General features: G+C 66.3%; 20 protein-coding genes and 1 pseudogene. 15 read left to right on the top strand and 6 right to left on the bottom strand.

Annotated features, from left to right (window positions below):
- Positions 1 to 146: 146 nt before the first annotated feature.
- Positions 147 to 506, top strand: a complete 360-nt coding sequence (locus GWQ44_RS26825; protein WP_275928678.1) for a hypothetical protein — start codon at positions 147 to 149, stop codon at positions 504 to 506.
- A gap of 129 nt (positions 507 to 635) precedes the next feature.
- Here GWQ44_RS26825 and GWQ44_RS26820 read toward each other — a convergent pair.
- Positions 636 to 1,650: pseudogene (locus GWQ44_RS26820) on the bottom strand (DMT family transporter).
- Between GWQ44_RS26820 and GWQ44_RS26815 the strand changes: the two are divergent.
- The 11 genes from GWQ44_RS26815 (at position 1,645) to GWQ44_RS26765 (ending at position 12,991) form a co-directional block, all read left to right on the top strand.
- On the top strand, positions 1,645 to 2,208 hold the full coding sequence (locus tag GWQ44_RS26815) for an XRE family transcriptional regulator (protein ID WP_016962852.1): 564 nt from the start codon (positions 1,645 to 1,647) through the stop codon (positions 2,206 to 2,208). The pseudogene GWQ44_RS26820 and the gene GWQ44_RS26815 overlap by 6 nt on opposite strands.
- 201 nt (positions 2,209 to 2,409) lie before the next feature.
- Entirely contained in the window at positions 2,410 to 3,612 is a 1,203-nt protein-coding gene (locus GWQ44_RS26810) for an SfnB family sulfur acquisition oxidoreductase (protein WP_275928677.1), read from the top strand.
- Positions 3,613 to 3,624: 12 nt separating this feature from the next.
- A complete protein-coding gene (locus tag GWQ44_RS26805) occupies positions 3,625 to 4,089 on the top strand; it encodes an acyl-CoA dehydrogenase (RefSeq protein WP_275928676.1) in 465 nt (154 codons plus the stop codon).
- The gene (locus GWQ44_RS26800) at positions 4,089 to 5,492 is read left to right on the top strand and encodes an LLM class flavin-dependent oxidoreductase (protein WP_275928675.1); all 1,404 of its coding nucleotides are present in this window, start codon (positions 4,089 to 4,091) and stop codon (positions 5,490 to 5,492) included. Before GWQ44_RS26805 ends, GWQ44_RS26800 begins: the two co-directional genes overlap by 1 nt.
- A 221-nt stretch (positions 5,493 to 5,713) precedes the next feature.
- Entirely contained in the window at positions 5,714 to 6,703 is a 990-nt protein-coding gene (locus GWQ44_RS26795) for an AMP-binding protein (protein ID WP_275928674.1), read from the top strand.
- Positions 6,700 to 7,479 carry an ABC transporter ATP-binding protein gene (locus tag GWQ44_RS26790; protein WP_016962846.1) on the top strand — a complete coding sequence of 260 codons (780 nt, stop codon included), beginning with the start codon at positions 6,700 to 6,702 and terminating at the stop codon, positions 7,477 to 7,479. The genes GWQ44_RS26795 and GWQ44_RS26790 overlap by 4 nt, the downstream gene beginning before the upstream one ends.
- Positions 7,476 to 8,357 carry a branched-chain amino acid ABC transporter permease gene (locus tag GWQ44_RS26785; RefSeq protein ID WP_275928673.1) on the top strand — a complete coding sequence of 294 codons (882 nt, stop codon included), beginning with the start codon at positions 7,476 to 7,478 and terminating at the stop codon, positions 8,355 to 8,357. The genes GWQ44_RS26790 and GWQ44_RS26785 overlap by 4 nt, the downstream gene beginning before the upstream one ends.
- A 4-nt stretch (positions 8,358 to 8,361) precedes the next feature.
- Entirely contained in the window at positions 8,362 to 9,411 is a 1,050-nt protein-coding gene (locus GWQ44_RS26780; protein ID WP_103742221.1) for a branched-chain amino acid ABC transporter permease, read from the top strand.
- A 27-nt stretch (positions 9,412 to 9,438) separates the two neighbouring features.
- Positions 9,439 to 10,773 carry an ABC transporter substrate-binding protein gene (locus GWQ44_RS26775; RefSeq protein WP_103742219.1) on the top strand — a complete coding sequence of 445 codons (1,335 nt, stop codon included), beginning with the start codon at positions 9,439 to 9,441 and terminating at the stop codon, positions 10,771 to 10,773.
- A gap of 3 nt (positions 10,774 to 10,776) precedes the next feature.
- Entirely contained in the window at positions 10,777 to 11,544 is a 768-nt protein-coding gene (locus tag GWQ44_RS26770) for an ABC transporter ATP-binding protein (protein ID WP_047303971.1), read from the top strand.
- Between the two features lie 13 nt (positions 11,545 to 11,557).
- Complete coding sequence (locus tag GWQ44_RS26765) at positions 11,558 to 12,991, top strand: FAD/NAD(P)-binding protein (RefSeq protein ID WP_275928672.1); 1,434 nt, start codon at positions 11,558 to 11,560, stop codon at positions 12,989 to 12,991.
- Between the two features lie 255 nt (positions 12,992 to 13,246).
- Here GWQ44_RS26765 and GWQ44_RS26760 read toward each other — a convergent pair whose 3' ends face one another.
- The 5 genes from GWQ44_RS26760 to GWQ44_RS26740 all read right to left on the bottom strand — a co-directional run bounded on the left by GWQ44_RS26760 (position 13,247) and on the right by GWQ44_RS26740 (position 18,478).
- Positions 13,247 to 14,356, bottom strand: a complete 1,110-nt coding sequence (locus tag GWQ44_RS26760; protein WP_275928671.1) for a Gfo/Idh/MocA family oxidoreductase — start codon at positions 14,354 to 14,356, stop codon at positions 13,247 to 13,249.
- Positions 14,357 to 14,586: 230 nt separating this feature from the next.
- The gene (locus tag GWQ44_RS26755) at positions 14,587 to 15,354 is read right to left on the bottom strand and encodes an SDR family oxidoreductase (protein ID WP_016962841.1); all 768 of its coding nucleotides are present in this window, start codon (positions 15,352 to 15,354) and stop codon (positions 14,587 to 14,589) included.
- A 39-nt stretch (positions 15,355 to 15,393) separates the two neighbouring features.
- Positions 15,394 to 16,461 carry a phosphotransferase family protein gene (locus tag GWQ44_RS26750; protein WP_275928670.1) on the bottom strand — a complete coding sequence of 356 codons (1,068 nt, stop codon included), beginning with the start codon at positions 16,459 to 16,461 and terminating at the stop codon, positions 15,394 to 15,396.
- Between the two features lie 327 nt (positions 16,462 to 16,788).
- Positions 16,789 to 17,739, bottom strand: coding sequence for a 2-hydroxyacid dehydrogenase (locus GWQ44_RS26745; protein WP_275928669.1), 951 nt, complete (start codon positions 17,737 to 17,739; stop codon positions 16,789 to 16,791).
- 199 nt (positions 17,740 to 17,938) lie between these two features.
- Positions 17,939 to 18,478: a cysteine hydrolase family protein gene (locus tag GWQ44_RS26740; protein WP_016962838.1), complete on the bottom strand. Its 540-nt coding sequence runs from the start codon at positions 18,476 to 18,478 to the stop codon at positions 17,939 to 17,941.
- A 510-nt stretch (positions 18,479 to 18,988) separates the two neighbouring features.
- On the opposite strand from GWQ44_RS26740, the gene GWQ44_RS26735 reads away from it, so the two are divergent.
- The 3 genes from GWQ44_RS26735 to GWQ44_RS26725 all read left to right on the top strand — a co-directional run bounded on the left by GWQ44_RS26735 (position 18,989) and on the right by GWQ44_RS26725 (position 22,804).
- A complete protein-coding gene (locus GWQ44_RS26735) occupies positions 18,989 to 20,269 on the top strand; it encodes a serine/threonine transporter (RefSeq protein WP_275928668.1) in 1,281 nt (426 codons plus the stop codon).
- 245 nt (positions 20,270 to 20,514) lie between these two features.
- Positions 20,515 to 21,132 (top strand): ParB-like protein, encoded by a 618-nt coding sequence (locus GWQ44_RS26730; protein ID WP_275928667.1) that lies wholly within the window; start codon positions 20,515 to 20,517, stop codon positions 21,130 to 21,132.
- Positions 21,122 to 22,804, top strand: a complete 1,683-nt coding sequence (locus tag GWQ44_RS26725; RefSeq protein ID WP_275928666.1) for a SulP family inorganic anion transporter — start codon at positions 21,122 to 21,124, stop codon at positions 22,802 to 22,804. Before GWQ44_RS26730 ends, GWQ44_RS26725 begins: the two co-directional genes overlap by 11 nt.
- Positions 22,805 to 22,848: the final 44 nt, after the last annotated feature.

Below are 22,848 nucleotides of genomic sequence, written 5' to 3'. Positions count from 1 at the left end.
CCGCCATGGGCGGCCCGGCCCCCCAAAGAAATGTTACATGCGCTTTCAAAGGTAGGAGACAAAGGCCGAATGCGCCCGTTCACCGGGTGCTGTGGGGCAAATGTCCTGCCCAGCTCAAGCCGCCACAAGGATCGACAAGGGTGCAAATGATTAAAGGATCGGCCCTGGGCCGGCTGTTTCGACGCGGCTGTTTCGCCTTGCTGTTCACCGCCTTCGGCGCCGGGTTGGGGGTGGGTGTGGAGCATTATCTCGACCGACCCGACATGCTCAAGACCCGCCAGGCGCTGATCATCGAAGGCCCGATGGGGGATGATCGGACCTACCAGCTGCCAGCGGGCACGGTGCTCTATTTCGATCGTGCCTTTGCCGAGGGGCACGTGCTCTACCACGCCTATTTCTATTTCCACGGCGAGCCTGAAAATGACCGGGTACTGCTGGAGCCCAAGCACAAGGGGTCGTTGACCGTCCCGACCTGGCTCTACGCCCCCGGCGACCCCGCGCTCTAGGCGCTGGCTCGCCAGCGAAGAGGTCCGCAAGATCGCCTTCGCCGGCAAGCCGGCTCCTACAGATCCCCCGCGATGTCCCTGCCAACCGTAGGAGCTGGCTTGCCAGCGAAGAGGCCGGCAAGTCGTCTCCTACACACCGTCCGCTGTCTGGTCGATCAATGCCGGCGTGGCCCGGCCCTTGGGCTTCCATTCGCTGATAATCACCGCCAGCACGATCAAGGCCCCGCCCAGCAGCGCCAGTCCGGGCAGGCGTTCTCCAGCGATCCGCCCGACGATCCCGGCCCACACCGGCTCACCGGCATAGATCAGGGTGGCGCGGGTCGGCGAGACGCTTTTCTGCGCCCAGTTCATCGCCACCTGGATCGCCGCACTGGCCGCCCCCAGCCCCAGGGCGCTGGCCAGCAGCAGCCAGGAAAATGCCGGCAGCGCCTCGCCGGTCGGCAGCACCATGGCAAAGGCCAGCAGCGAGGTGACCGCCAGTTGCACCACCGTCACCCGGCGCACATCCACCCGCCCGGCGAAGCTGCTGATGAGGATGATCTCCGCGGCAATCGCCACGGTGCTGATCAGGGTGGCGATTTCGCCGGGGCTGAAGTCCAGTGACGCGCCATTGGGCCCGGACAGCAGCATCAGGCCGCTAAAGGCCAGCATGATGCCGATGCTCGGCAGCAACCCCGGGCGCTTGCCCATGAACAGCCACTGCAGCAGGGGCACAAAGGGCACATACAGGGCGGTGATGAACGCCGACTGGCTGCTGGGAATGCTTTGCAGGCCGACGGTCTGCAGGCCGTAGCCGAGCATGATGGCGGTGCCGATGAAGCTCCCGGCGCGCAGCTCGAACAGGGTCAGACCGCGCAGGTGGCGCAGTGAAAACAGGGCGACGATGCATGCCGCCGCGGCAAAGCGCAGGCCGACAAAGAACATCGGTCCGCTGACGCTCATGGCGTGCTGCACCAGCAGGAAGGTGCCGCCCCAGATCATGGTGATCAGCACCAGCACCGCTTCGGCCCTGCTGAGTGGGAAGCGCGTTGCGCGGGAGGGCGTTGAAGTCATGGCCTTGCGTGCTACCTGAGGGGGGACGCACAATGCGCCGGAAGCTGGGCAGTATACTGCGCAGGCCCGGAGAGCGAGCAATATAGTGCACAAAGATAACGTCCAACGGGCTTCGGTCCTGCAACATGTCAGCCTCAACGTGCGACGCCTGCGCCATGCCGCAGGCCTGAGCCAGAGCGCCCTGGCGGAAAAGTCCGCGGTCAGTCGGCGGATGCTGGTGGCCATCGAGGCCGGGGAGAAGAACGTCAGCCTGGGCACCCTGGACCGGGTGGCCGAGGCCTTGAACGTGGCTTTCAGCGACCTGATCCAGGCCCCGGATTCCCGCGACCCGAGCCGGATCAACGAGCTGGCCTGGGCCGGCGTCATCCCCGGGAGCAAGGCGCTGCTCCTGGCCAAGGCCGAAGCCAGCCGTGAAGTGGAACTCTGGGAGTGGCAGCTCGAGCCCGGCGAGGTCTATCACTCGGAGTGCGACACCGTCGGCTGGAGCGAGCAGATCTATGTGGTCGAGGGCTGCCTGACGCTGTTCTTCGGCGACGCCGAGCGGCGCCTGGAAAGCGGCGATTTCTTCATGTTCGCCAGTCATGTGCCCCACGGCTATCGCAATGACGGCCCCCTGGCCACGCGCTTCGTGCGCAACGTGGTGTACTGATCGCCCAGGCGCGGCGGTCACTGTTGGCTAGCCAACAGCGGTTGAACATTTTGCCTGTTTTCAGTTGATGCCTTTTCTCTGAAAGAATCTTCAAGCTGTTGAAATAAAAGGATTTTATATTTAGGCACGACTCCTGCAATTGTCCTGATAGCGAGCACCCCAGCGGTGTTCATCTTGATCTTCAGGACGTGGAGTCGGCCCATGACAGCCCCAGCCCAACCCTCACCCAGTGCCCACCTCATCCGCAGCGATGCCGAGGCCATCCGTGTCGCCCGGGACCTGGCCCAGCGCTTTGCCGTGGAGGCCGCGGTGCGCGACCGCGAACGGCGCCTGCCACGGGCCGAGCTGGACCAGTTCTCCGCCAGCGGCTTGTGGGGCATCACCATTCCCCGGGCCTACGGTGGCGCCGGGGTGTCCTACGTGACCCTGACCGAGGTGATCAAGCTCATCTCCGCCGCCGATCCGTCCCTGGGCCAGTTGCCGCAGAACCACCTCGGGGTGGTGGACATCCTGCTGCAGACCGCCAGCGAAGAGCAGAAGCAGTACTACTTCGCCAAGGTGTTGCAGGGCTACCGCTTCGGCAACGCGTTTTCCGAGGCTGGCAGCAAACACGTCGGCGCCTTTGAAACCCGGATCCGTTTCGACGGAGACCGGGCGCAGATCGATGGCGAGAAGTTCTACTGCACCGGCGCCTTGTTCGCCCACATCGTGCCGACCGTGGCGGTGGACGAGCACAATCAGGCGCACATCGCCTTTATCGAGCGCGACACCCCCGGCCTCACGGTGATCGACAGCTGGGACGGCTTCGGCCAGCGCACCACCGCCAGCGGCGGGGTCAGCCTCAAGGCGGTGCAAGTGCCGCGCAGCGCGGTGATCCCGGCCCACCGGGCCTTCGACCAACCCACCGCCGACGGTCCGATCTCGCAGATCATCCAGGCCGCGGTGGACATCGGCATCGCCGTCGCCGCCCTGGAAGACGCCAAGCACCATGCCCGGCAATCGCGGCCGTGGATCGACAGCGGCCTGGATCACGGCTGGCAGGACCCGTTCACCATCGCCGCCATCGGCGACCTGGAATGGCGGGTGCACGGCACCGAGGCGATCCTGGTCAAGGCCGCCGAAGCGGTCGACCAGGCCCTGGCCAGCCCCAGCGAAGACAGCGTCGCCCAGGCCTCGCTGGTGGTGGCCCAGGCCAAGGTGCTGTCGGCGGAAAGCGCCTTGCTCGCCGCCAGCAAGCTGTTCGAGCTGGCCGGCACCCGCTCGGTGTCGTCCAGGTACAACCTCGACCGCCACTGGCGCAACGCCCGCACCCACACCCTGCACGATCCGGCGCGCTGGAAATACCACCTGATCGGCAACTTCCTGCTCAACGGCGTCAAGCCGCCCCGTCACGCCTGGAACTGAAAGGACATCGCCATGAACGCATTGACCCAACCCGACAGCCCCCAGGCCGCCCTGGCCGCCAACGGCGAGCAACTGCAACGGGCCCGCGACCTGTTGCAGCGGACCCTGGAGTTCGTTCGCCAGCAGGCCCGGCCCTGGTCCGGCAGCGGCCTGAGCAAGGCCAGCGACGACCCGTATGTCATCAGCCGCTTCGGCGATCTGCAGATCCGCATCGAGGTGGCCGCGGCCCTGCACGAGCGGGCTCGGCAGCGCCTGCAACAGGACCAGGACCCGGCCGAAGTCGCCGTCGCCCTGGCCGAGGCGGCGATCGCCGTCGGCGAAGCCCTGCTGGCGACGGGCAACGCCGAATTCGAACTCACCGGCCAGCGTAGCCCGCAGCCACAGGCCCTGCATGACCCGCTGCGCTGGAAGTATCAATTGGTCGGCAACTACCGCCTCAACGGCGCGCTGCCCCAAGGTTTCAGGAGTGCTGTGTGATGTCCCGTGAAATCCGCCTCAATGCCTTCGACATGAACTGCGTCGGCCACCAGTCGCCGGGGCTCTGGGCCCACCCCCGGGATCGCTCCTGGCAGTACAAGGACCTGGAGTACTGGACCGACCTGGCGAAAATTCTTGAAAAGGGCAAGTTCGACGGACTGTTCATCGCCGATGTGCTGGGCATCTACGACGTCTACAACGGCAATGGCGAGGCGGCGATCCGCCAGGCGGCCCAGGTGCCGGTCAACGACCCGCTGCAACTGATTCCGCCCATGGCCCTGGTTACCGAGCACCTGGGCTTTGGCCTTACCGCCTCGCTGTCGTTCGAGCATCCGTACCCCTTTGCCCGGCGCCTATCCACCCTCGATCACCTGACGAAGGGCCGCGCCGGCTGGAACATCGTCACCTCCTACCTGGAGAGCGGAGCGAAGAACCTCGGCCAGCAGGCGCAGACCGAACACGACGCCCGCTACGACTACGCCGAGGAATACCTGGAGGTCTGCTACAAGCTCTGGGAAGGCAGCTGGGAAGACGGCGCGATCCTGCGTGACCGCGAGCGGCGGATCTTCAGCGACCCGAGCAAGATCCACGAGATCCGCCATGTCGGCAAACACTTCCAGGTGCCGGGCATCCACCTGTGCGAGCCGTCGCCACAACGCACCCCGGTGCTGTACCAGGCCGGGGCGTCCAGCCGTGGCAAGCAGTTCGCCGCCGAGCACGCCGAATGCGTGTTCGTGGCCGCGCCGTCCAAGGTGCTGCTGAAAAAGACCGTGGCCGACATCCGCCGCCGCGCCGCCGAAGCCGGGCGCGACCCGTCGAAGATCCTGATCTTCAACCTGCAGACGGTGATCCTCGGCGAAACCGATGCCCTGGCCAAGGCCAAGTTCGAGGAATACAAGTCCTGGGTCAGCTACGAGGGCGCCATGGCGCTGATTTCCGGCTGGACCGGCATCGACTTCAGCCGCTTCAAGCCCGACGAGCCCCTCAAGCACGTGCACACCAACGCCATCCAGTCGGCGGTGGAAGCCTTCTCCACGGCGGACCCGAACAAGGTCTGGACGCCCCACGAACTGGCCGACTGGGTCGGCATCGGTGGCTTTGGCCCGTTGTTTGTCGGCAGCCCGGAAACCGTGGCCGACCTGCTCCAGGAGTGGGTCGAGGAGACCGATGTCGACGGCTTCAACCTGGCCTACGCCCTGACCCACGAAACCTTTATCGACGCGGTTGAGCTGTTGGTCCCGGAGCTGCAGAAACGCGGGGTGTACAAGGCCGATTACGCCCCCGGCACCCTGCGGGACAAGCTCTTCGGCACCGGCCCGCGCCTGCCCGAAAGCCACCCGGGCAACGCCTGGCGCAACCTGGGCGAGCAACACCAAGCACCCGTGCAACGCGCCCGCGCCTGACCCAACCCCTGTAGGAGCTGGCTCGCCAGCGAAAGGGCCCGCAACACAGGCGCCGGAGTCAGCAACGCCTTCGCCGGCAAGCCGGCTCCTACCAGGGAGCCGTCCAATTCCGGTAGGAGCTGGCTTGCCAGCGAAGAGGCCCGCACGACCTGCGTCCCAGGGCCAGCCCCGTTTATATCCAGCCAGCGGACCACCGCACGCGTTTGCCAAGAGGTCAATTCATGAGCGTGCATCAACTCAAGCGTCCGCCCACCGCGGATGCGTTAGCCCCCAAGGACCGCTTGCAGTTGAGCGGGGCCCTGGAGCAGTTGCGTCATTGGGCTCAGGTCAGCCCGTTGCACAGCGCTTTGCGCCACAAGCGTCACGGCCATTGGTACGCCTGGCGCTGGATCGATGCGCGGCGCGATGTCGAGCGCCTGGCCGACGGCCTGCGCCAGCAGGGCTTGAACGCCGATTCACGGCTGGCGGTCAGCGGCCAGTTCGAGCCGGACCTGCTTCTGCTGGCCCTGGCCGCCCACAGCATCGGCGCCGAGGTACTGAGCCTGGACCCCGCGCTGGCGCCGGACGCGTTGCGCCAGAGCCTGTGGCGTCTGCGGCCGAGCTACGCCTTTGTGCATTCCCGCCAGCAGGTGCTGGATTGGCTCGCCGCCGGTGAAAGCGCGCTGGCCCCAGAGCGGTTGATTGTCGGGCAAGCCTTGCCGCGCCTGCCCGAAGGCGCACATCAGCCCTTGTTGGCGTTCAGCCAGTTGCTGGGCCGTGGCGAACCGCCCCGGCGCCAGGCCTATTGGCGAATGCCGGTCAGCACAGGCCAGCTGTGGAGCGAGGAGGGCACGCAGTGGCAAGGCGGCCTGACGGTGCTGCTGGAGCAGTGGCTGGGCAGCGGCCAGTGCCTGGCCTTTGCCGAAAGCCGTGGCTCGGCCAGCCGCGACCGGCGCGAGGTGGCCCCCAGCGGGCTGTTGCTGTCGCCCCAGCGCCTGCAACAGCTGGCGGACGAAATCGAAAGCCGCCTGGCGCCCCCCGGCACTTGGCGCCGGGGCCTGTGCGAATGGGCCATCGCCCATCCCCACAGGCCGCTGCCGCGGCTGCTCAAGCAGCATGTACGCCGCTTGTTGGGCTTTTCCCGCTTGCAGTTCATCTGGCAGGCCCCGCAGACCACGACCCAACCGGCAACCCCGGCCTGGATCGGCGAATTCACACGGAACATTGCATGAGCCACGCCGAACCCATTCTGCAAGTCAGTGACATCTCCCTGTCGTTCAAGGGGGTCAAGGCCATCAACCGGCTGTCGTTCCAGGTGCGCCGTGGCGAAATCTGCGGGCTGATCGGACCCAACGGCGCCGGCAAGAGCTCGTTGCTCAACCTGCTCAACGGGGTCTATCGCTGCGACAGCGGGGCGATGATCTTCGACCGCCAGAGCTATTCGCGCATCGACCCGCTGAGCGCCGCCCGCCGTGGCATCGGCCGGACGTTCCAGAACAATGCCCTGTTCAAGAAAATGAGCGTGATCGACAACCTGCTCACCGGCCTGTCGCGGCATTCGCGCACCTACCTGATCGAGCAGGCCCTTGGCTTGCCCCGGGCCCGGCGCGAGGCCGCGAACTTTCGCCAGCTGGCCCAGGGCATCCTGCAGTTTCTCGATTTGCAGGCGCTGCGCGACATCCCGGTGGGCAACCTGTCCTACGGCCTGCAAAAGCGCGTGGAGCTGGGGCGGGCGCTGATCGCCGGGCCCAGCCTGCTGTTGCTGGACGAACCCCTGGCGGGGATGAACGCCGAGGAAAAACAGGAAATGGCCGGTTTCATCGCCGACATCAATCGCGACCTGGGCACCAGCGTGGTGCTGATCGAGCACGACATGGGGGTGGTCATGGAGCTGTGCGACCACGTGGTGGTCCTCGACTACGGACGCAAGGTGGGCGACGGTACGCCAGCCGAGGTCCAGGCCAATCCCGAAGTGATCGCCGCCTACCTGGGGGTGGTGCACGAATGAGTTTCTTCCTCGAAACCCTGCTCGGCGGCCTGCTGGCCGGCACCCTGTACTCCCTGGTGGCCATCGGCTTCGTGCTGATCTACAAGGCCAGCGGCGTGTTCAACTTCGCCCAGGGCGCGATGCTGCTGTTCGCCGCCCTGACCTTCGTCAGCCTGCACGAGCAGGGCCTGCCCTTTGCCCTGGCGCTGCTGCTGACGGTGCTGGTGATGATCATCGGCGCCTGGCTGATCGAGCGCCTGGTGCTGCGGCCCCTGGTCAACCGCTCGCAGATCACCCTGTTCATGGCCACCCTGGGCCTGTCGTTCATCATCGAGGGCCTGGCCCAGGGGCTGATGGGCTCCCAGGTGCGCGCCCTGGACCTGGGGATCGGCGATGTGCCGCTGTTTCTCGGGCCGCTGATGCTCAGCCAGTTCGACCTGATCGCCGCCGCGACCGCCCTGGTGCTGGTGACGGTGCTGGCGCTGCTGTTCAACAAGACCCGCATCGGCATCTCGCTGCGGGCGGTGGCCGACGACACCACGGCGGCGCTGTCCATCGGCATCAACCTCAACCGCATCTGGCAGATCGTCTGGGCCGTGGCCGGGGTGGTGGGGCTGGTGGCCGGGCTGCTCTGGGGCGCACGCCAGGGGGTGCAGTTTTCCTTGTCGCTGGTGGTGCTCAAGGCGCTGCCGGTGCTGATCATCGGCGGCTTCACCTCCATCGGCGGGGCAATTGCCGGGGGCCTGATCGTCGGCGCCGCGGAGAACCTGGCGGAGGTCTACATCGGCCCGCTGATCGGCGGTGGCATCAGCCCCTGGTTCGCCTATGTCCTGGCCCTGGCCTTCCTCTACATCCGTCCCGCCGGCCTGTTCGGCGAGCGGGCCATCGAGCGAGTGTGAATTGATGTCCATTCCCCTGACACAGGAAACGGCGCCGCTGCTGTTGATCCGCCGCCGTCTGCCCTGGGGCCTGATCGGCCTGTTGCTGCTGGCCTTTGGCGTGGTGCCGTTGGTTGGCAACGACTATTGGCTCAACGCCATTCTGATTCCCTTCCTGGTGCTGTCCCTGGCCGGGCTCGGGCTCAACCTGCTGACCGGCTACACCGGGCAGACCTCGGTGGGCGCCGCCGGCTTCATGGCGGTCGGGGCGTTTGCCACCTACGGTTTTCTGCTGCGCCTGCCGGAGCTGGGGCTGCCCCTGGCCCTGCTGGGCGGCGGCCTGATCAGCGCCCTGGTGGGCTGGGTGTTCGGCTTGCCGAGTTCGCGGATCAAGGGCTTCTACCTGATGGTCAGCACCCTGGCGGCGCAGTTCTTTCTGGAGTGGCTGTTCGTCAAGTTTCCCTGGTTCTACAACTACGGCTCCTCGGGGACCATTTCCGCGCCGCGCCTGGAGCTGTTCGGCCATGATCTCAATCACCCCCTGGGCCGCTATCTGCTGACCCTGGTGACGGTGCTGCTGCTGACCCGGGTGGCGCAGAACCTGGTGCACAGCCAGATCGGCCGCAACTGGATGGCGATCCGCGACATGGACACCGCGGCCGCGGTGATCGGCATCCCGGTGGCCCGCTACAAGCGCCAGGCCTTTGCCGTCAGCTCGTTCTACCTGGGCATCGCCGGGGCGCTGTGGGCCTTTGCCTACCTGGGCACCGCCAGCGCCGGCAGCTTCGATATCAACCGTTCGTTCCAGATCCTCTTCATCATCATTATCGGTGGCATGGGCAGCATCGCCGGCAACTTCGTCGGCGCGGCCTTCATCAGCCTGCTGCCGATCTTCCTCAGTCATGCCGGGCAGTGGCTGCTGGGCGGGGCGGTGGACGCCGGGCAGTTGCAGAACCTGCAGAAAATCATCTTTGGCGTGCTGATCATCCTGTTCCTGATCAAGGAGCCCGAGGGCCTGATCCGCCTGCTGAGCAACCTGCGCGAGCGCCTGCGGCATTGGCCGCTGCGCTTCTGAATTCCACCCAAGACCTAGAGAGACAACATGCGTGCATCCTTGAAAGCTTCCCTGGCCGCTGCGGCGTTGCTGCTGTCGACGGCCCTGACACCGCAGGCCCAGGCCGCGCCGGACCAGCAGTTCTTCCCCCTGGCCACCTACCGGGTCGGCGCCTACGCCTCCAGCGGCGTGCAGGTCTGGGCCGGGATGATCGACTACCTGAACTACATCAATCAGGTCGAGGGCGGGATCAACGGGGTCAAGCTGGTGTGGCAGGAATGCGAGACCGAGTGGACCGCGGAGAAGGGCATCGAGTGCTATGAGCGCTTCAAGAAGGGCCTGGACGGCGCGCCGGTGGCGGTCTATCAGCCCAACGGCGCACCGGCGGCCTATGCCTTGAGCGAGCGCGCCGAGGTCGACAAGATCCCGCTGATTACCCTGGGCTACGGTCGCACCGAAGCCACCGATGGCACGGTGTTCCCCTACAACTTCCCGGTGATGCTGACCTTCTACAGCGAGGCCTCGACCCTGGTGAACTACATCGCCCAGCGCGAGGGCGGCTTCGACAAGCTCAAGGGCAAGAAGATCGCCACGCTCTATCACGACTCCGCCTATGGCCGGGAAACCCTCGGGCCGCTGAAGCTGCTGGCGGAAAAATACGGCTTCGAGAACATCCAGATTCCGGTGGCCGACCCGGGCAACGAGCAATCGGCGCAATGGCGGCAGATCCGCCAGCAGAACCCGGACTGGGTGTTCCTGCGGACCTGGGGCGTGTCGACCCCGGTGGCGGTGAAGACCGCGGCGCGCTTCGGCTTCCCGGTGGATCACATCATCGGCGACATCTGGGCCAGCTCCAGCGAGGACGTGCTGCCGGCCGGGGTCGCGGCCAAGGGCTACCTGGCGCTGACCCCGTACCCGGCAGGCAGCGACTTCGAGATCCACAAGCGCCTGAAGCAGTACATCCTCGATACCGGCAAGAGCGACCTCAAGGACCTGAAGAACTTCGGCAGCGTGTACTACAACTCCGGGCTGGTGAACGCCGCGGTGGCGGTGGAGGCGATCCGCACCGCCCAGGGCAAGTTCGGCCAGCGCCCGCTCAACGGTGAAGAGGGGCGCTGGGGCCTGGAGCACCTGAATATCGACGACGCCCGGCTCAAGGCCATGGGCTACCTGGGGCTGATGCAGAACCTCAAGCTGTCGTGCCGCGATCACGAAGGCGGCGGCGCGGCGCGGGTGCAGCAATGGGACGGAGCCAACTGGACCCTGATCAGCGACTGGATCGCCGCCGACCGCGCGCTGTTGCGGCCGCTGATCGACGACAAGGCCGCGGCCTTCGCCAAGGAAAAGCAACTGACGCCGCGTACCTGCAACGGGGATGACTGAAGCATGAGCCACAGCGCCACGGCCAGCGCGGCCGAGCACCTGCTGCAGGTGCAGGACATCGAGGTGATCTACGACGGCGCCATCCTCGGGGTGGCCGGGGTGTCCCTGGACGTGCCCCAGGGGGCGATCGTCGCCTTGCTGGGGGCCAATGGCGCCGGCAAGAGCACCACCCTCAAGGCCATCTCCGGCCTGGGCCGCGCCGAGCGGGCCCAGCTGGGGCGCGGCAGCATCCGCTTCGCCGGGCAGGACCTGGCCGGGGTCGACCCCAGCCGGCGGGTGCGCCAGGGCATGGTGCACGTGCTGGAGGGGCGGCATGTGTTCGGTCAACTGACCGTGGAGGACAACCTGCGCAGCGGCGGCTTTGTCCGCGGGCTGGGGCGCCGGCAGCTGGCCGAGGACCTGGAGCGCATCTATCACTGGTTTCCGCGGCTGCTGAGCAAGCGCAAGGTGCGTGCCGGACTGACCTCGGGCGGCGAGCAGCAGATGCTGGCCATCGGTCGGGCGTTGATGACCCATCCTACTTTGGTACTGCTGGACGAACCTTCCATGGGCTTGGCGCCTATCATCGTCCAGGAGATTTTTCAGATCGTCGCCCAGCTCAATCGCGAGGCGGGGGTCAGTTTTCTGATCGCCGAACAAAGCATTAATCTGGCGCTCAAGTACGCGTCCCACGCCTGCCTGCTGGACACCGGGCGGGTGGCCCTGTCCGGCACCGCCGAGCAGTTGCTGGCCCGGGGCGATCTGCAGGATTTCTACCTGGGCAAACATTGACCGCGAGCACGCCATGAGCCAGAGCCACACCCCACAGGCCACCCCGGCCCACCCTGATGCGGACATTCTGATTGTCGGCGGCGGCCTCAGCGGCGCCTTGCTGGCCGCGCAATTGCTGCGCCGGCCGGGGCGGCGACGGATCCTGGTGATCGAGCCACGCCGCGAACTGGGGCGGGGCGAGGCCTACAGCGCCGTGGAGCTGGGCCACACCCTGAACGGCAACGCCGCGCGCATGAGCGTCGACCCGGACAACGCCGACGATCTGACCCAGTGGCTGACCCGGCACATTGCCGAGGGCGGCTGGCCCGAGTCGGACCGCCAGCATGTGCCGGTCAGCGAACTGTTTCCGCCCCGCGGGCTGTTTGGCGTCTATGTCCAGCAGCGGCTGGCCGAGGCGCAAGCCCAGGGCCGGGAGCAGGGTTCCTCGCTGAGCCATGTGCAGGGCGAAGCGGTGGACCTGGAAACCAGCCCCGACGGCGTGCTCCTGACCCTGGCCGATGGCCGGCAACTGCGCGGCGCGCGGGCGGTGCTGGCCACCGGCATGTTCCCGGCGGCGCGCACGCCGCAGACTCGCTCCAGCGGCCTCAACGCCGCCGCGCTGGACCCTTGGGACGTGGCCGCCATGGCCCGCCTCGATCCCGGGGCGACGGTGCTGATCATCGGCTCCGGGCTGACCATGGTGGACGCCGTGGTGTCCCTGGAGCATGCCGGGCATCGCGGGCCGATCGAAGTGTTCTCGCGGCACGGGCTGCTGCCGCACGTGCGGCGCCAGCCGCCGGCCTGGGCGGATTTTCTCGGCGCCGACCTGAGCCTGCGCAGCCCCCGGCAACTGCTGCGGGCGCTGCGCCAGCAATGCCGCATGGCCGAGGCTCAGGGCATCGACTGGCAAGCGCCGCTGGACACGGTGCGGGCCCATATCGGGCGCTTGTGGAGCCAGGCCAGCGAGGTGCAGAAACGCCAGTTCGTGCGTCATGTGCGGCCCTGGTGGGAAAGCCATCACCATCGCTCGCCGCCCTTGAGCGCGGAACTGGTGGCGCGCCTGCAAGAGCAAGGCCGGTTGCGGGTGCATGCCGCTTGCTACCAGGGGCTGGAGCCGGGCGCCGACGGCCGGCTGACGATCCGCCTGCGCTATCGCGGCAGCCGGGACAGCGTGCCTGTGGCGGGCGACGCCCTGATCAACTCCAGCGGCATCGAATACGACTGGCGCCGGGTGGCGCGGCCCTTGCCGCAGCAACTGCTGGCTCGCGGCCTGGTCAGCCCCGGGCCTCTGGCCCTGGGCATCAGCGCCACGGCGGAGGGTGCCGTGCACGATGCCCGGGGCCAGGCCTCCGAGCGCCTGTTCGCCATGGGCCCGCCGTTGCGCGGCCTGTGGTGGGAAAGCACCGCCGTCACCGACGTCGCCCTGCAAGCCAAGGCCCTGGCCGCGCGCCTGGCGAGATTGCTGTAGCCGCTGCTGCAGCGTTCTTGAGGCCGCTGCGGGTTCGGCTGGCGATCGTCAAGCAAGGTCCTGCGGACCTTTGCGCAGCTTCGCCGTGGCTCAGCAGCGGCTACATCCAATGCCGATCGGGGTTTGTGTAGCCGCTGCCGCAGGCTGCGAACGGCCCGCAGGGACGCAGGGTTCTTGAGGCCGCTGCGGGTTTGGCTGGCGATTGCCAAGCAAGGTCCTGCGGACCTTTGCGCAGCTTCGCGGGCTCAGCAGCGGCTACATGAGGGGGACCCAGCGCTGTTCCTCGGCGGCAGTGCGGATCGCCGCCGCCAGGCGTTCCACTTCCCAGGCTTCGTGGAAATCCGTGCCATCGCGACCCTGGCCGCATAGGGCCATGATCAATTCGTGAACCTCCAGGGTCTTGAGTTCGTTGTAGCCCAGTTGATGCCCAGGGGCCGGGCTGAAGGCTGCGTAGCCGGGCAGTTCGGGTCCGGCCAGCAGGCGCTGGAAGCCTTTCTGCCCGACCCGGTACAGACGCAGCTCGTTGAGCCGTTCCTGGTCGAAGGCCAGGGTGCCCAGGGTGCCGCTGATCTCGAAGCTCAGGTGGTTCTTGTAGCCATGCTTGATCCAGCTGCTGCTCAGGCTGCCCCGGGCGCCATTGGCGAAACGCAACAAGGCGTGGGCCTGGTCGTCCACGGCAATGTGGCGCCGTTCCTGGCTGCCGGCGTGGGTCGGTCGTTGCTGATGCACCGTCTGCACGTCGGCGCACACCGCCTGCACCGGCCCCATGAGAAAGCGCGCCATGGCCAGCAGGTGGCTGCCCAGGTCGGCCAGGGCGCCGCCAGCGTGCTGCGGGTCGCAACGCCAGGACCAGGGTGAATCCGGGTCGGCCATGAAGTCTTCGCTGAACTCGCCCTGGAAGCTCACCAGTTGCCCGAGCTGACCCTGGTCGATCAGCTGCCGGGCGAGGACGATCATCGGGTTGTGCTGGTAGTTGTAGCCGACCCGGGTCACCACCCCGGCGGCCTGGGCCGCGTGGTGCATCTGCCGGGCCTCGTCGACGCTGACCGCCAGGGGTTTTTCGCAGTACACCGCCTTGCCCGCCGCCAATGCCGCCATGGCCATGGGGAAGTGCAGATGGTTGGGGGTGGTGATGGCCACCAGATTGACCCGGGGATCGGCGATCAGGTCTTGCCAGTCGCGGTGGGCCCGGGCAAAGCCCCAGGCCCCGGCGCAGTGTTCGGCGCGCTGCGCATCGGCATCGGCCAGGGCCGCCAGGTGCAGGCGCACCGGCAATTCGAACACCGCGCCGACGCTGCGAAACGCCAGGGCGTGCGCCCGGCCCATGAAACCGGTGCCGATCAAGCCAATGCCAAGTTCGTCCATAACCGCTCCTGCAGAATTATTGTTCTAGGGAAGCTCTGTTATGGAATAAATATTCGTTAATTGCAATTGGTGGAACTAAAATTTTGACGGACGCCGTAGGAGCCGGCTTGCCGGCGAAAGGGCGCGCCTGGGTTACGCCGGGCTCCAGGCCCTCTTCGCTGGCCAGCCAGCTGCTACGGGAAATGAAAAAGGCAGCCCGGGGGCTGCCTTTTCTGTGGTGCAAGCGGGCCTCAGGAGAGGAAGCCGCCGTCCACGTTCAGCGCAATGCCGGTGGTGTAGCTGGAGGCGTCGCTGGCCAGGTACAGCACCGCGCCGGCCATTTCGCTGGGGTCGGCCACGCGCTTGAGGGGGATCTGCGCCAGGGCGGTCTTGAGGATGGCGTCGTTCTTCACCAGGGCCGAGGCGAACTTGGTGTCGGTCAGGCCCGGCAGCAAGGCGTTGCAGCGGATGCCGAACGGCGCGCATTCCTTGGCGAAGACCTTGGTCATGTTGATCACCGCGGCCTTGGTCACCGAGTAGATGCCCTGGAAGACCCCAGGCGACACGCCGTTGATCGAGGCCACGTTGATGATGCTGCCGCCGCCGTTGTCGCGCATCAGCTTGCCGGCTTCCACCGACATGAAGAAGTAGCCGCGGATGTTGACGTCGACGGTCTTCTGGAAGGCCCCCAGGTCAGTGTCCAGCACGTTGCAGAACTGCGGGTTGGTGGCGGCGTTGTTGACCAGGATGTCCAGGCGCCCGAACTGTTCGCGGATGGTGGCGAAGACCTGGCTGATCTGCTCCATTTCACCGATGTGGCAGGCCATCGCCGTGGCCTTGCCACCGTCGGCGATGATCGCGTCGGCCACGTGCTGGCAGCCGTCGAGCTTGCGGCTCGACACGATCACATGGGCCCCTTGCTGGGCCAGGAGCTTGGCAATGGCCTCGCCGATACCGCGGCTGGCGCCGGAAACGAAAGCGATCTTGCCGTCGAGGTCGAACAACTGAGTCTTGGACATGGTTTTTCCTTGCGGGGCTGTCGGGCGCCGGGGGCGCGGTCAGAGGCTGGATTTTTCGATGACCTGCAGGCTCATCTGCTCCAGCAGTTTGTTCATGTGAATGAACTGCGCGAAGCGTTTGTCCTGGGTCTGGCCGTGGTAGAAGCGGTAGTAGATCTGCTGCACGATGCCGGCCAGGCGGAACAGGCCGTAGGTGTAGTAGAAGTCGAAATTGCCGATCTGGATGCCGGCGCGTTCGGCGTAGTAATCGACGAATTCCTGGCGAGTCAGCATGCCCGGCGCGTTGCTCGGCTGGCGCCGCATCAGTTGCACCGGCGCCGGGTCGGCGGCCTCGATCCAGTACGCCAGGCTGTTGCCCAGGTCCATCAGCGGATCGCCCAGGGTGGTCAGTTCCCAGTCCAGCACGCCGATGATCTGCATCGGGTTGTGGGGGTCGAGGATCACGTTGTCGAAGCGGTAGTCGTTGTGCACGATGCTCGAGGTCGGGTGGTCGGCGGGCATCTTGTCGTTGAGCCAGGCCTTCACCGTGTCCCAGTGCGGTGCATCCGGGGTCAGGGCCTTTTCGTAGCGCTCGCTCCAGCCCTTGATCTGGCGCTGCACATAGCCTTCGGGGCGGCCCAGGTCGCCGAGGCCGCAGGCGTTGTAGTCGACCCGGTGCAGTTCCACCAGACGGTCGATGAAGCTCTTGCACAGGGCCTCGGTCTGGCTGGCGTCCAGGCCCAGCTCCGGCGGCAGGTCGGAGCGCAGGATGATGCCCTTGACCCGTTCCATGACGTAGAACTCGGCACCGATCAGCGACTCGTCGGTGCAGTGCACGTAGGCCTTTGGGCAGTAGGGGAAGCCGTCCCTGAGCTGGTTGAGAATGCGGAACTCGCGGCCCATGTCGTGGGCCGACTTGGCCTTGTGACCGAAGGGCGGGCGCCGCAGGACGAATTCCTGGTCAGGGTATTCCAGCAGGTAAGTGAGGTTCGAAGCCCCGCCCGGGAACTGGCTGATCCGCGGCGTGCCGGACAGGCCCGGAATGTGCGCCTTGAGGTACGGATCGATCAGGTTGGCGTCAAGTTCCTCGCCGGAGCGAGTACGGGTGGACTGGTCTGTAAGCGCCATGCTTATCCCTTCTGCTTATTCTGGAGGCCAGAGATTATTGACTAATCTAATGCGCCTAACGGCTCCCCACAATCGCGGCGAGCCTTTATAGGTGCGCGTGTTGCTGGGCAATCATTGCTTTTGATACAAGCGTTTGAATTTAGCCCCGTGTGTCTACAACTCGGTGAGACCAAGCCCCCGTAGGCGCTGGCTCGCCGGCGAAGAGGGCGTCATGACCGGCGCTGGCTTTCGCTGGCCAGCCAGCTCCTGCACAAGCCAGCTCCTATACAAGCCATGCAGGCCGGAGGTTGTCCGCCTCACGAGCATAGGCGTTGGCTCGGGGATGGGTCAGTTCGGTGCCGGCAGGTGAAGTGGGGTCAGCAGGGGCCGGCCCTCGAAGTGGGCCAGCAGGTTCTGGCCGACCATGTCCACGGTGTCGCGGCTGGCCTGGGGCGAAAGGCCGGCGACGTGAGGGGTCAGCACCACATTGTCCAGGCCCTTGAAACCGTCCGGTACTTGCGGCTCGTCATCGAACACGTCCAGGGCCGCGCCGGCGATCCGCCGCTGTTTCAGCGCCTGCAGCAGGGCGTTGGTGTCCACCACGCTGGCACGAGCGATGTTCACCAGGAAACCTTCGGCGCCAAGGGCTTGCAATACCGGCTGGTCCACCAGATGCCGGGTCTCGGCGCCGCCGGGGGTGGCGATCACCAGGACGTCCGAGTCCCGGGCCAGCTCCAGCAGGCTCGGGCAAAAGCGGTAGGGCTGGTCCGGCCGGGGCTGGCGGCTGTGATAACTCACCGGCATGTCGAACCCCAGGGCACAGCGGCGGGCGATGGCCTGGCCCACGGCGCCCAACCCGAGGATGCCCAGGCGCATGCCGGCCACGGAAGGGCGCAGGACCTTTGGCCATTGCCCCTGGCGCACGGCGGCATCGGACTGGGGAATGCCCCGGACCAGAGACAGCAACAGGGCCAGAGCATGATCGGCCACCGACGAGGCGTTGACCCCGGCGCCATTGGTCACGGCAATCCCGCGGTTGCTCGCCGCTTGCAGGTCCACCTGCTCATAGCCGGCACCGATCACGCAGATGATCTGCAGCCGGGGCAGGGCGTCGATTTCCGCCGCAGTCAGCCCCAGTGGGCCTCGGGTCAGCACGGCGTCGATCTGCCCGGCGTGGTCCTGGATGGCCCGGGCCCGTTCGGCGGCGGTGGGCGCCAGGATCAGATGAAAGCCCAGCTGTTCGAGCAGCGGCAGGTAGGCGTTGACGTTTTCAACCAGGACCAGGACGGTGGCACGCATCAAGGGGCTCCTTGGGAATGAATGAACGGCGCTGGGGAGGGTACGGCATGGCCGCGGACGACGGTCCGTTGGCATGCGCAGACCGTGGCGAGGGCTCAAGGGTGGGGGGCGGCGCGGATTTTGGCAATCCTGGCCGGCACTGTTCCCGGGGCGTAACGCGCGATTCGGCGTCCCCGGGGCAGTGGCGGGCCGGCTTGAATCAGAAGGTCACATCAGGGGTCTTGATCAGCCGCACGAAGGGGCCGTTCAAGGTGGCGTTATGGTGGGCGATGATTTTTTTCGCTCCCAGCACGGGCGTGTCCATGCAGGTGTGGGCGTCTTCCACCAGCAGCGCGGCAAAGCCCAGGTCGCCGGCGGCGCGGCAGGTGGCGTCGACGCAGTACTGGGTCTTCATGCCGACGATCACCAGTTCCTTGACCTGTGCTTCCTGCAGGCGCTCGGCCAGCCCGGTGCCGACAAAGCAGCTGGGGCGGGTCTTGTCCAGCACGCAGTCCAGTTCTTCATCCACTTCCAGGGTCGGCAGCAGTTGCCAGAGTGGGCTGCCGGCGGCAATCGGCGAATCGGCGGGGCCGGTATGGCGCACGGCGAAGATCGGTGCCCCGGCCTGGCGGGCGCGGCGGATCAGCTGATTGATGTTTTCCAGGGTCTGTTCGCGCTTGTAGGGCTTGTCCGGTCCGTTGAACAGGCCAACCTGCATGTCGATGACCAGCAGGGCACGCTTGGGGTTGGATAAAGGCATCTTGTCTCTCCTTGTAGTGCCAGCTGGACGGAGAAACAAAAGGCCCCGTCCATTGCTGGCGGGGCCTTGGTTTTACTGTGCTTGCATCATCCCGCACAGCTACCACACGACCCGCCGTAGGCAGTCGTGGTGGTAGAGGCAGGGTTGAGCGCGTAGATATTCATGGGGGCCGATCATGCCGCCTGGCCGTGAATCTTGTCAACGCAGCCCAGCGCGCGTCGGCTTGCCGAGGAACAGGTACGCGGGATGTGCATTGCCCCTGCGGGCGCATTCGCTGGCAAGCCAGCTCCTACGGAACGTGGATTGAGCGTGAGAGGACCGGGCCAGACGCTTCGCCGGCCAACAAAAAAATGCCTGCTGCGCATAAACCGTTCCTCAGCTGAGTCTATGCAGCGCCCGCGGAATCCCGGACAATCGCGCCCCCTCTATTTCGGCCGGGGTTCTGTCTGTCGGGTACTCCGACGCGCTCCGGTCGAATGGCAAACGACCGGAATGTGGAGATCCCACCGGATGAATGATCAGGCCAACAGCGTTGATCAACGCTTTGAAACGGCGGCCCCAGCGACCCTGAGTAGCTGGAACCGCCAAGACACCACCTGGATGCTGGGCCTGTTTGGCACCGCCATCGGTGCCGGTACCCTGTTTCTGCCCATCAATGCCGGCCTCGGCGGCTTCTGGCCGCTGTTGATCCTGGCGCTGCTGGCCTTCCCCATGACCTTCTTTGCCCACCGCGGCCTGACCCGCTTCGTGCTGTCCGGGCGCGATGGCGCCGACATCACCGAGGTGGTGGAAGAGCACTTCGGGATCAAGGCCGGTGCCCTGATCACCTTGCTGTACTTCTTTGCCATCTTCCCGATCCTGCTGATCTACAGCGTGGCCCTGACCAATACCGTCGGCAGCTTCATGCAGCACCAGCTGCACATCGCGCCGCCGCCGCGGGCGATCCTGTCCCTGATGCTGATTCTCGGCCTGCTGGCCGTGGTGCGCTGTGGCGAGCAGGTGATCGTCAAGGCCATGAGCCTGATGGTCTACCCGTTCATCGTCGCCCTGGCGTTCCTCGCGGTGTTCCTGATTCCCCACTGGAACGGCGGCATCCTCGCCACCGCCAGTGACGTGCCGGCGCCTTCGGCCTTCCTGCACACCCTGTGGCTGGCGATCCCGGTCATGGTGTTCTCGTTCAACCATTCGCCGATCATCTCGGCCTTTGCCGTGGACCAGAAGCGCCGCTACGGCCTGCACGCCGAAGAGCGCAGCTCGCAGATCCTGTCCCGTGCCCACCTGCTGATGGTGGCCATGGTGCTGTTCTTCGTCTTCAGTTGCGTGCTGACCCTGTCGCCGGCGCAGTTGGCCGAAGCCAAGGCGCAGAACCTGTCGATCCTGTCCTACCTGGCCAACCACTTCAGCAACCCGACCATCGCCTTTGCCGCGCCGCTGATTGCTTTCGTGGCCATTGCCAAGTCGTTCCTGGGCCACTACATCGGTGCCAGCGAAGGCCTCAAGGGGCTGATCATCAAGAGTGGCCGGCGTCCCGGGGCCAAGGCCCTGGACCGCGTGACCGCGGCGTTCATGCTTGTGATCTGCTGGGCGGTGGCGACCCTTAACCCGAGCATCCTGGGGATGATCGAAACCCTCGGCGGTCCGGTCATCGCGGCGATCCTGTTCCTGATGCCGATGTACGCCATCCGCAAGGTGCCGGCCATGGCCCGCTATCGCGGCCAGGCGTCCAACGTGTTCGTGACCCTGGTAGGCCTGGTGGCGATTACCGCCCTGGTGTACTCGCTGGCCTCTTGAGTGCTGCAAAGCCCTAGCAGGCGCCTTCGGGCCGCGCTCCCCCGCTAGCAGCCGAGCTGCCGGCGAAGGGCGCACCCGGCCCGCGACGCTTGCAGCCAAGCCTTGGCTCAAGCCCGCTCCAACAGACAACGCCGCCGGTGCTTCACAGCCTCGGCGGCGTTGTCGTTCATGGCATTGACCGGGATCGTCTGCGGCCGCGAATAAAGGTCTAAGCTGATGATTTTGTTCCTGTCTGGAGTCATTGCATGGCCCGTGCTCATCCGCAGTTGATCCACGCCCGCCTGGATACCCTGCACCCGACCCAGCTCACCGTGGGCTTGGCCGAAGTCAACGCCAAGCGCCAGATGTGGCAGCAGCTCAAGCGCAAGGCGCGGGCGGCGGCCCTGGAGGACCACTGGTTCCCCTGCGTGCTGGGCCCCAAGCAGCGCTATTACATCGTCGACCACCATCACTTCGGTATGGCCCTGTTGCAGGAGGGGGTGAAAGAGGTGCCGTTGCTGGTGCTCAAGGATTTGTCCTTTGTCGAGCCCGACAGTTTCTGGGAAGTGATGGCGTTCAACCAATGGGCTCATCCTTACGATGCGCAGGGCGTGCGGCGCTCGTTCGAGCGGATTCCCGCGCGCATCCTCGAGCTGCAGGACGATCCTTACCGTAGTCTGGCGGGGGTGCTGCGGCGTGCTGGCGGCTTCGCCAAGGACGCGACACCGTTCAGCGAATTTCTCTGGGCGGACTTTTTCCGCCGGCGCATCGACAGTCAGGCGCTGGGCCGGCTGGGGGCCAAGGTTCAGGCCCGGGCCATGAAGCTGGCGCGCAGCCAGGACGCACGTTACTTGCCAGGATGGGTGGGCCAGATTGTCGACTGATCAAGGGCAGCTCGCTGCCACTTCCGAACCGCGACGCAGCCGCGACCTGCTGGCCGGCTTGTCCATCGCCGGCCTGTTGCTGCCCGAGGCGGTGGCCTATTCCAGCATCGCCGCCTTGCCGCCCCAGGCCGGGGTGATTGCCCTGTTCGCCGGGCTGCTGTGCTACGGCCTGTTCGGCAGCAGCCGCTTTGCCATCGTCTCGGCCACCTCGTCTTCGGCCGCGGTGCTGGCCGCGGCGACCCTGTCCCTGGCCGCCGGCGATGCGCAGCTGCGCCTGAGCCTGGGGTTCGCCCTGGTGCTGCTCACCGGGGCGTTTTTCATCCTGGCGGGGCTGTTTCGCCTGGGCGGCGTCACCGCGTTCATTGCCAAGCCGGTGTTGCGCGGCTTTGCCTTTGGCCTGGCGGTGACCATCATCCTCAAGCAGTTCGCCACCGTGGTCGGGGTGCACTTGAGCACCGGCAACCTGGTGCGTTTCCTGCCGCAGTTGCTGGAGCAATGGCCGCAGTGGAACTGGGCGGGCGTGGCGGTGGCGGCGGTGGCCTTGCTGGTGCTGGCGATCTGTTCGCGGATTCCCTACGTGCCTGGCGGGCTGGTGGCGGTGGTGATTGGCATCGGCGCCGGACAATGGCTCGACCTGCCGGCTCACGGGGTGGCGCTGATCGGTGTCATCGAGCTGAAGCTTGAGGTGCCGAGCCTGCCGGACCTGCCCTTTGCCGATTGGCTGCGCCTGGGTGAACTGGCGTTTGCCCTGGTGATGATCCTGTACGCCGAGTCCTACGGCTCCATCAGCTCCCTGGCCCTCAAGCATGGCGACCGGGTGTCGTCCAATCGCGACCTGCTGGCCCTGGGCGCTTCCAACCTGGTGTCGGGGCTGTTTCACGGCATGCCGGCCGGCGCCGGCTACTCGGCCACCTCGGCCAACGAGGCGGCCGGGGCGCGCTCGCGGTTGGCGGGGTTGACCGCGGCGGCGGTGATGCTGGTCATCGTGCTGACGGTATTGCCCTATATCGCCCTGACGCCGGAACCGGTGCTGGCGGCGATCGTCATGTATGCCCTGGGCCATGGCCTGAGCCTGCAACCGTTGGGGCGCTATTTCATCTGGCGCCGGGATCGCTTCCTGGTGATCTGCGCGGTAAGTGCGGTGCTGGTGCTGGGGGTGCTGGACGGTCTGTTGCTGTCGGTGGGGGTGAGCATTCTGTTGATGCTGCGTCAGCTGTCGGCGGCGGATATCCAGGTCCTCGGCCAATTGGGCAGTGGTCATGATTTTGTCGACCTGAGCCGTCATCCCGAGGCCCGGCAGGTGCCGGGGGTGCTGATCCTGCGACCGGGGGAGGCGCTGTTCTTCGCCAACGCCGAGCGCATCCTGGGCGGCGCCTTGCGCTTGATCCGCCATGCGCAGGTGCCGATTCACAGCGTCATTCTCAGCCTGGAAGAGTCGCCGGACCTGGACGGCACCAGCATCGAGGCCCTGGACGAGTTCTTCCGCCAGGTCAACCTGGAGCACAAGCGCCTGGCCCTGGCCCGGCTCAAGCACAACGCCAAGGACGCCCTGGCGGGCTTGCCATCGACTGCCGAGTATCAGGTGTTGCTCAGTGGCACCAGCGTCGACGACACGCTGCAGGAAAGCCTGCAGAACTGGAGTGGTCAGGCTCAGGCTGGGCTCTGGCATTGAGTCTGGGCGCTTGGGCGTATCGCGCCTGGGTGGCTGCGCAGCTC

Source organism: Pseudomonas sp. 3MA1, assembly GCF_029237275.1.
In the GTDB taxonomy this organism is placed as follows: Bacteria; Pseudomonadota; Gammaproteobacteria; order Pseudomonadales; family Pseudomonadaceae; genus Aquipseudomonas; species Aquipseudomonas fluorescens_AP.
Note: the sequence above shows the minus strand (reverse complement) of the source record. Positions and strands in the feature narration are given on the sequence as shown.